A 7,964-nucleotide genomic window follows, 5' to 3' on the forward strand; every position below is an offset into this window, starting at 1 on the left:
ATCGCGAAGCGACGCGACGACGAAGGAGGAGCGCCCTTGAGGGGCCGGCCCGAACCGGAGAGACGATGAGACTGACGGGAAGCCCCCATACCTTCTCTGATCCCGGAGAACGGTCCCCCGGCCCCCACGCCACCGCCCGACCGCACACCCCCGCTCCGGGCCCCCCGCGGCTATGGCCGCCGCCCACCATCTGACGTACCGTCATATCCGCTCAAGCCGCCACCCACCCTTGACCCCGCCACCCCCCACCCAGCCACTCACCCACTCACCCACCCACCCACCCAGGAGGTCCCGTCATGTCCGCCGATCGGCCCGTCGCGCTCGACGAGTACCCCATCCATCAGGCCCCCTTGTCGATGAAGCACAACGTCAGCGGTGACCGGAACGCCTACGACCGCTGCATCTTCCACGTCTTCGACCATGCCGGCCGCGCCGTTCTGATCCTCGGCCTCGGGGTCTATCCCAACGCCGGGATCATCGACGCCTACGCAACCCTCCGCCTCGGCGACGAACTCCTCGCCGTCCGCGCCTCCGACGCCCTCACCGACGACCGGATGAACCTCTCCGTCGGCCCGCTGTCCATCACGGTCGACGTCCCGCTCAAGCAGCTCACCCTGCGCTGCCCGGCCGACCCGGACGACCCGCAGGGGCTCTCGTACGACATCACCTGGACCGCCGAGTTCCCCGCAGTCTGGGAGCCCCACCACGTCCAGCGGCGCGGCGACCGGCTCATGCTGGAGGGCCGCCGTTTCGTCCAGGCGGGCAGTGTCACCGGCACCATCCGCGCCAAGGGGGAGGAGTTCATCCTCACCCCGGGGGAGTGGACCGGTACCCGCGACCGCAGTTGGGGCGTGCGACCGATACCCGGCGAGGACGGAGGCCGGGCCGCCGAGGAGCACCGCCCCGAAGGCTTCCACTGGCTCTGGATCCCGGTCCGCTTCGAGGACCGCTTCGTCATGGTCATCGCCCAGGAGGACGCCGACGGCCACCGCACCCTCAGCGAAGCCGTCCAGGTGTTCCCCGAGGGCAGCGACCGCCACGACGTCCAACTCGGCTGGCCGCACACCGACATCCGCTACCGCCCTGGCAGTCGGCACCCCGTAGGCGCCGTCGTCCACCTCACCGACCCGGCCCGCAAGCCGCTCGAACTGGGCGTGGAGATCCTGAACTCCTCCCCGCTCGCCGTCGGCGCCGGCTACCCGCCCGCCGGGGACTGGCAGCACGGCACCTGGCAGGGCCGTGGCTGGACCGACCGCCGCGTCTACGACCTCTCCGACCCCGTCGCCCACCCCATGGCCGCCTTCGGGGTCACCGACCACTCCGCCCGCTTCACCCTCGGCGGGCAGATCGGCCACGGCATCTTCGAACACGGCAGTTTCGGCCGCCACGACCCGAGCGGGTTCGCCGACTACTCCTCCGTCGCCCCGTAAAGCCCCACAGCCCCTCATAGTTCCCCGCAGATCTCCGCAGATCTCCGCAGATCCCCGCAGAACCCAATACACCCCTGCACCCCTACACCCCTACACCCCCAACACACTCCCTGCACCCCATAGATCTCAGAAGAAAAGGGGTATCCATGGCCACCGCACCACGCCCGCGCACCTCCACCCGAGAGCCGCACGAGCTCGGCCGGCGGCTCGCCGCCTGGCTGGACACCCGGCTCCCGGGCGCGAAGGTCACCAACGTCTCCGTCCCCGGATCCAACGGCATGTCCAGTGAGACCCTCCTCTTCGACATCGAGCACCCCGACACCCCGCTGCGTGCCTGCGCGCTGCGCCTCGCCGCCGACCCGGCCGCGTACACCGTCTTCCCCACGTACGACATGCCGCGCCAGCACCGTGTGATGAGCCTGGTCGCCGAGCACACGGACCTGCCCGTCCCGCGCGTGCAGTGGCTGGAGGAGGATCCGGGGCCGCTCGGGGCGCCGTTCTTCGTGATGGCCCGCGCCGAAGGGCGTGTACCGCCCGATGTCATGCCCTACACCTACGAGGGCAACTGGCTGCATGCCGCCACCGAGGCCGAGCGCGCCACGCTCCAGGAGGCGAGCATCTCCCTGCTGGCTCGTCTCCACGACCAATTCCCGGCCAAGGAAGCCGAGTTCCTTCTACCGCCCGGCGAGGGAAGCCCACTGCGCCGCCACGTAGACGCCCAACGCGCGTACTACTCCTGGGTGGTGGGCGGTCTCGCCCCGTCTCCGCTCATCGAGCGGGCGTTCGCCCGCCTGGAGGAAATCTGGCCGGACGACGAGGGCGACCCCGTTCTCAACTGGGGCGATGCCCGCATAGGCAACGTCATTTACGACGGCTTCGCACCGGTGGCCGTCCTCGACTGGGAGATGGCGGCGTACGCCCCCCGCGAGGTGGACCTCGGCTGGACCGTCTACCTGCACCGGTTCTTCCAGGACCTGACCGTCGGCTTCGGCCAGCCCGGGCTGCCGGACTTCCTGCGCCGCGACGACCTGGAACGCCGGTACGCCGAACTCACCGGCCACACGCCGCGGGACATGGAGTTCCACACCCTTTACGCCGCCCTGCGCCACGGGATCGTCATGCTGCGCATCGCCTACCGTCAGGCGCACTTCGGCGAGGTCGAGATCCCCGCCGACCCGGACAGCCTGATCCTGCACCATGCCAGTCTGGCCGCCATGGTGCAGGGAACGTACTGGTAGGCGTGCGGGTAAACGTCCTGGGAGGCCGGCCTCAGGCGGCCTGCGCGTGCTGACGCATGTGCGGCAGCGTGACCGCCGCCGGCTGGACAGGACGCGAGCCCGGACCGCCGACGTGCGAGAAGGGCTGCGTCCGCCAGTCGAGCCCCTGCGGCAGCGCGAGATGCACGACCGGCTCCAGCTGCGGTCCCTGCCCCGGCTGTTCCGCCTGGAGCAAACCCACGGTGGGCAGCGCGTCCGAGACCGGCCGGCCGGTGCCCGCGCAGACCGTCAGGCCGAAGGGGTTCCACGGGGACAGGCAGATCGCGTGCTGCGGAAGGTGCTCCTCGTCCGCGACGAGGGCGATCGACTGTCCGCAGTCGGGGCAGATCGCGTGGTGGATCTCGAAACCCTCGGCGTCTTCGAGGTACTCACCGTCGTCGTCCGTGTACTCGTTCTCGAGAAGTTCCAGGGGCTCCGGTTCGATGCGACCGGCGCGCTTGGTGTTCAGCATGGATGTACTCCCCCTTGGGTGGGCCGGGCGGGCAGGTTCTTCGGCCACGGCCACACCAAGCACTTCCCGCCGCGCGGCACGAGTAACCACAAGAGGGGGATGTACGCCCGTACACCCTTGTGGTTTTGGTCACATGCCCGCCGCAGGTGCCAATTGGGCGTGGACACCGCTGTGCCTGGAGCGTCCTGGGCCATAGGTTGAGCGGCTATGAGCGCAATGGAGGAGCTGGACCGCCAGATCGTGGATCTGCTCGTGCGGGACGGGCGGATGAGCTACACGGACCTGGGCAAGGCCACCGGACTGTCCACGTCGGCAGTCCATCAGCGAGTACGCCGCCTGGAGCAGCGTGGCGTGATCCGGGGCTACGCGGCCGTGGTGGACCCGGAGGCCGTCGGCCTGCCCCTGACCGCGTTCATCTCGGTCAAACCGTTCGACCCCAGCGCCCCGGACGACATCGCGGACCGGCTGGCCGGTGTCCCCGAGATCGAGGCCTGCCACAGCGTCGCGGGCGACGAGAACTACATCCTCAAGGTCCGGGTGGCCAGCCCCCTCGAACTAGAGGACCTCCTGGGCCGCCTGCGCGCCCTGGCCCACGTCTCCACGCGCACGACGGTGGTCCTCTCCACCCCGTACGAGGCCCGCCCACCCCGCGTATGAGCGGCCGCCGCCGTTCGCCTTGACGCGCCGCGCGCACGGCTCGCCGTCGGGCCCGACCCGGGGTCCACGGGGTTGCCGGGCCCCTGGTCCGTGTCGCGCGGGCGCCTTTGTGGTGCCGTCCGTGGCGCCCAGGCGGAGCCCGTGGCGCCACGGACGGCACGGATGCCGGCCGGCCCGTCCCCTGCCGGCACCTCGGCCAGGGTTTGCCCCCAGGCGCTCCCGCCCGGCCCCCGTCCTGGCTTGAGCCCCGCCCCGGACCGGTCGCCGACCTCGGCTTCGCCGGGACCACCCGTCCCCGGTTCAGCCTGGGCGTCGGCAGGACCGTTCTCCGGCTGCGGCCCGAGCCCGGATCCGGTCCCGCCCCCTCCGGGCCGCCCCCGTGGGCACACCACCCGAGTGGCCCGCCCACCCTGGTGGGACCTTCCCCCTGGCCGGCATGCACCACCGTGGTGGGACCCGCGGTCCCCGTGGGCCGCACCACCCCGGCGGACCCCACCCCGGCGGACCCCACCCCGGCGCACAGACCCCGGAGGCGCCCGCGCCCCCGGCGGGGGTCGAGCCCCACCCCCGTCTTCCCGCGGCCGGCGGAGGGGCGAGACTGGTGCGCATGACTGACCGCACCGCCCCCGCCGCCGCCCCCGCCTCCGCCAGCGCCGGCGACACCGCACCCGCCCGTACCGTTCTCCTGCGCGGCGGCGAGGTGCACAGCCCCGCGGATCCCTTCGCCACCGCGATGGTCGTCGAGCGCGGGCACGTCGCCTGGGTGGGTTCCGAGGGGGCCGCCGATGCCTTCGCGCAGGGTGTCGACGAGGTCGTCGACCTCGGCGGGGCGCTCGTCACGCCCGCCTTCACCGACGCCCACGTCCACGTCACCTCCACCGGGCTCGCCCTCACCGGCCTGGACCTGACCGGTGCCCGTTCGCTCCCCGACGCGCTGGCCCTCGTACGGGCCTACGCGGAGCGCCGGCCCGCCGACCGGGTGCTCCTCGGGCACGGCTGGGACGCCGCCCGCTGGCCCGAACGCCGTGCCCCGCGCCGGGCCGAGCTCGACGAGGCCGCGGGGGGCCGTCCCCTCTACCTGAGCCGCATCGACGTGCACTCGGCCGTCGTGAGCACCGCGCTGCTCGCGCTCGTGCCCGCCGTCCGGCCCGACGGCGACGAGCCGCTGACCCGCGGCGATCACCACGCCGTACGGGCCGCCGCCCTGGCCGTCCTCACCCCCGCCCAGCGCGCAGAGGCCCAGCGGGCCGCCCTGGACCGGGCCGCCTCCCTCGGCATCGGCTCCGTGCACGAGTGCGGCGGGCCGGACATCTCCTCCGCCGAGGACTTCACCGCCCTCCTCGACCTCGCGGCGCAGCGCCCCGGGCCCCGGGTCTTCGGCTACTGGGCCGACCGGGACCTCGACCGGGCCACGGCGCTCGGCGCGATCGGCGCCGCCGGTGACCTCTTCGTGGACGGCGCCCTCGGCTCGCACACCGCCTGCCTGCACGCCCCCTATGCCGACGCCTCCCACACCGGCACCGGCTACCTCGACGCGCGCGCCGTGGCGGAGCACGTCGCCGCCTGTACCGAGGCCGGCCTCCAGGCGGGCTTCCACGCCATCGGCGACGCCGCGATCGCCGCCGTCGTCGACGGCGTCCGCGCAGCCGCCGAGAAGGTCGGCCTGGCCCGGATCCGGGCCGCCCGGCACCGCGTCGAGCATGCCGAAATGATGACCCCGGCCACCATCGCCGCCTTCGCGGAGCTCGGCCTCACCGCATCCGTGCAGCCCGCCTTCGACGCCGCCTGGGGCGGCGAGGACGGCATGTACGCCGACCGGCTGGGCGTCGAGCGTGCCCGCACCCTCAACCCGTACGCAGCCCTGCTCAAGGCGGGCGTGCCGCTGGCCTTCGGCTCGGACGCGCCGGTCACTCCGCTCGACCCGTGGGGCACCGTACGGGCGGCGGCCTTCCACCGCACCCCGGACCACCGGATCTCCGTACGGGCCGCCTTCGCCGCGCACACGCGGGGCGGCTGGCGGGCCATCGGGCGGGACGACGCGGGCATCCTGGTGCCCGGCGCCCCGGCCGACTACGCGGTCTGGCAGACCGGGGAACTGGTGGTCCAGGCCCCCGACGACCGGGTCGCCCGCTGGTCCACCGATCCCCGCTCCGGCACCCCTGGCCTGCCCGATCTCACCCCGGGCGGCGATCTGCCGGTATGCCTCGCCACCGTCGTCGGCGGCCGGGAGGCATTCGTACGCCCACAGGGGTGATCCGTCGGGCCTGGGTTCGGTACGGGCCGCCGGACCCGGATAAGTTCGGCCGGGTCCACCACAGGACGTCCGTACCGGACGGATCCGTCCGCTCAGCGCGCCCGCGCCTCGGGGGCGAGGGAAGGTTTCGCCGGGCGGCGGGTGGCCCCAGGTCGGGTCCGGCGGCCCAGTAGACAACGGTCACGGCGGCCCGCAGCCAGCGGGAGCCGGGCCGGCCCGAAGGACCGCCGGCCCCGATCGCCGTTTAAAATCATCCTGCTGTGACGGGATGTACGAGGCGGGATGTACGAGGCGGGCTGGATGAGGCGGGCTGAATGAAAAACGTGCAAGGTGACCCAGTGAGCGACGGCGGACAGCGGACCGACGGGCCGCTCGGCACGACCCTGGTGATCATTCCGACGTACAACGAGGCCGAGAACATCGGCCTGATCGTCGGCCGGGTCCGTGCCGCGGTACCCGAGGCGCACATCCTGGTCGCCGACGACAACAGCCCGGACGGCACCGGCAAGCTCGCGGACGAGCTGGCCATCGGCGACGACCACGTGCACGTCCTGCACCGCAAGGGCAAGGAAGGCCTCGGCGCCGCCTACCTCGCCGGCTTCGCCTGGGGCCTGGAGCACGGCTACGGCGTCATCGTGGAGATGGACGCCGACGGCTCCCACCAGCCGGAGGAACTGCCCCGGCTGCTGACCGCGCTGGGCGGCGCCGACCTCGTGCTGGGCTCCCGCTGGGTGCCGGGCGGCCGGGTCGTCAACTGGCCCAAGAGCCGCGAGTTCCTCTCCCGCGGCGGGTCCACGTACTCCCGGCTGATGCTGGACGTCCCGATCCGGGACGTCACCGGCGGCTACCGCGCCTTCCGCCGCGAGACCCTGGAGGGCCTGGGCCTGGACGAGGTGGCCTCCGCGGGCTACTGCTTCCAGGTGGACCTGGCCCGCCGCGCCGTCCGCAACGGCTTCCGGGTCGTCGAGGTGCCCATCACCTTCGTCGAGCGAGAACTCGGGGACAGCAAGATGAGCAAGGACATCGTGGTCGAGGCCCTGTGGCGGGTCACCCAGTGGGGCTTCAAGGAGCGCGCGGCCAAGCTGACGGGCAAGCGCAGGCGCTGACTTTCCGCCCACCACCGCCCTTAAGGGTTGCCCGGTACCTCCGGCTGAGGCCGTTCTTAACCCGGCCCAGGCACACTGGATGCCATGAAGACCGGCGTTCCCACTCCTACGGCCCCCCGGCGGCGTTCGCCTGCCCGTACCTTCCTCCCCCTGGCGGTCGCCGCCTGGCTGATCCTGGAGATCTGGCTGCTCAGCCTGGTCGCCGCGGAGGCCGGCGGGCTGGCCGTCGCCGCGCTGCTCCTCGGCGCGATGGCGCTCGGCGTGGTGGTCGTCAAGCGCGCCGGGCGGCGGGCGTTCCGGAATCTGACCGAGACGTTTCAGCAGGCCCAGGCGCAGGCCATGGCCGGCCAGGCGCCCACCCCGCAGCCCCCGAAGGGCTCCGGCAACGGCATGACCATGCTGGCCGGGCTGCTGCTGATCATGCCGGGGCTGCTCTCCGACGTCGTCGGCCTGCTCCTGCTGCTTCCCCCCGTGCGGGCCCTGGCCGCCCGGCGGGCCGAGCGGACCCTGGAGCGCAGGATGGCCGCCGCGGCCTCCGCCCCCGGTGGTTTCGGCGACGCCTTCACCCAAGCCCGGATCCGCTACCCCGACGGCAAAGTGGTCCAGGGCGAGGTCGTCCGCGAGGACCGCCCCGGGCAGGACCCGGGCCCGGACACGACGTACCGCCCGCCCCTGGCTCCGTAAGGAGAACAAGCCGAGGGGCCCCGCCACACTGTGTGGCGGGGCCCCTCGGCTTGTTCTGTGGGTGGGTTGTAGGGATATAACACCGATTAAAAACAAAAAACGAAA

Annotated in this window: 7 protein-coding genes; 6 read left to right on the forward strand and 1 reads right to left on the reverse strand. The window is 72.7% G+C overall.

Annotated features, from left to right (window positions below; translation table 11 throughout):
• Positions 1 to 296: 296 nt before the first annotated feature.
• Both ACWDYJ_RS35310 and ACWDYJ_RS35315 read left to right on the forward strand, forming a co-directional pair.
• On the forward strand, positions 297 to 1,430 hold the full coding sequence (locus ACWDYJ_RS35310) for a hypothetical protein (protein WP_451569701.1): 1,134 nt from the start codon (positions 297 to 299) through the stop codon (positions 1,428 to 1,430).
• 146 nt (positions 1,431 to 1,576) lie between these two features.
• On the forward strand, positions 1,577 to 2,668 hold the full coding sequence (locus ACWDYJ_RS35315) for a phosphotransferase family protein (RefSeq protein ID WP_451569702.1): 1,092 nt from the start codon (positions 1,577 to 1,579) through the stop codon (positions 2,666 to 2,668).
• Positions 2,669 to 2,699: 31 nt separating this feature from the next.
• Here the strand turns inward: ACWDYJ_RS35315 and ACWDYJ_RS35320 are convergent, their stop codons facing one another.
• Entirely contained in the window at positions 2,700 to 3,158 is a 459-nt protein-coding gene (locus tag ACWDYJ_RS35320; RefSeq protein WP_451569703.1) for a hypothetical protein, read from the reverse strand.
• Between the two features lie 216 nt (positions 3,159 to 3,374).
• On the opposite strand from ACWDYJ_RS35320, the gene ACWDYJ_RS35325 reads away from it, so the two are divergent.
• The 4 genes from ACWDYJ_RS35325 to fxsA all read left to right on the forward strand — a co-directional run bounded on the left by ACWDYJ_RS35325 (position 3,375) and on the right by fxsA (position 7,859).
• Positions 3,375 to 3,815 carry an Lrp/AsnC family transcriptional regulator gene (locus tag ACWDYJ_RS35325; protein WP_164721043.1) on the forward strand — a complete coding sequence of 147 codons (441 nt, stop codon included), beginning with the start codon at positions 3,375 to 3,377 and terminating at the stop codon, positions 3,813 to 3,815.
• A 607-nt stretch (positions 3,816 to 4,422) separates the two neighbouring features.
• A complete protein-coding gene (locus ACWDYJ_RS35330; protein ID WP_451569704.1) occupies positions 4,423 to 6,069 on the forward strand; it encodes an amidohydrolase in 1,647 nt (548 codons plus the stop codon).
• A 314-nt stretch (positions 6,070 to 6,383) separates the two neighbouring features.
• Positions 6,384 to 7,175 (forward strand): polyprenol monophosphomannose synthase, encoded by a 792-nt coding sequence (locus ACWDYJ_RS35335; protein WP_451569705.1) that lies wholly within the window; start codon positions 6,384 to 6,386, stop codon positions 7,173 to 7,175.
• A gap of 84 nt (positions 7,176 to 7,259) precedes the next feature.
• Positions 7,260 to 7,859, forward strand: a complete 600-nt coding sequence (fxsA, locus tag ACWDYJ_RS35340) for an FxsA family membrane protein (protein WP_451569706.1) — start codon at positions 7,260 to 7,262, stop codon at positions 7,857 to 7,859.
• Positions 7,860 to 7,964 lie beyond the last annotated feature (105 nt).

This window comes from Streptomyces sp. NPDC003042, from assembly GCF_053591315.1.

What these genes read in the sequence shown, in the direction of transcription:
- ACWDYJ_RS35310 (WP_451569701.1), top strand. Translation starts at nt 297, where the DNA reads ATGTCCGCCGATCGGCCCGTCGCGCTCGACGAGTACCCCATCCATCAG.
- ACWDYJ_RS35315 (WP_451569702.1), top strand. Translation starts at nt 1,577, where the DNA reads ATGGCCACCGCACCACGCCCGCGCACCTCCACCCGAGAGCCGCACGAG.
- ACWDYJ_RS35320 (WP_451569703.1), bottom strand. Translation starts at nt 3,158, where the DNA reads ATGCTGAACACCAAGCGCGCCGGTCGCATCGAACCGGAGCCCCTGGAA.
- ACWDYJ_RS35325 (WP_164721043.1), top strand. Translation starts at nt 3,375, where the DNA reads ATGGAGGAGCTGGACCGCCAGATCGTGGATCTGCTCGTGCGGGACGGG.
- ACWDYJ_RS35330 (WP_451569704.1), top strand. Translation starts at nt 4,423, where the DNA reads ATGACTGACCGCACCGCCCCCGCCGCCGCCCCCGCCTCCGCCAGCGCC.
- ACWDYJ_RS35335 (WP_451569705.1), top strand. Translation starts at nt 6,384, where the DNA reads ATGAAAAACGTGCAAGGTGACCCAGTGAGCGACGGCGGACAGCGGACC.
- fxsA (WP_451569706.1), top strand. Translation starts at nt 7,260, where the DNA reads ATGAAGACCGGCGTTCCCACTCCTACGGCCCCCCGGCGGCGTTCGCCT.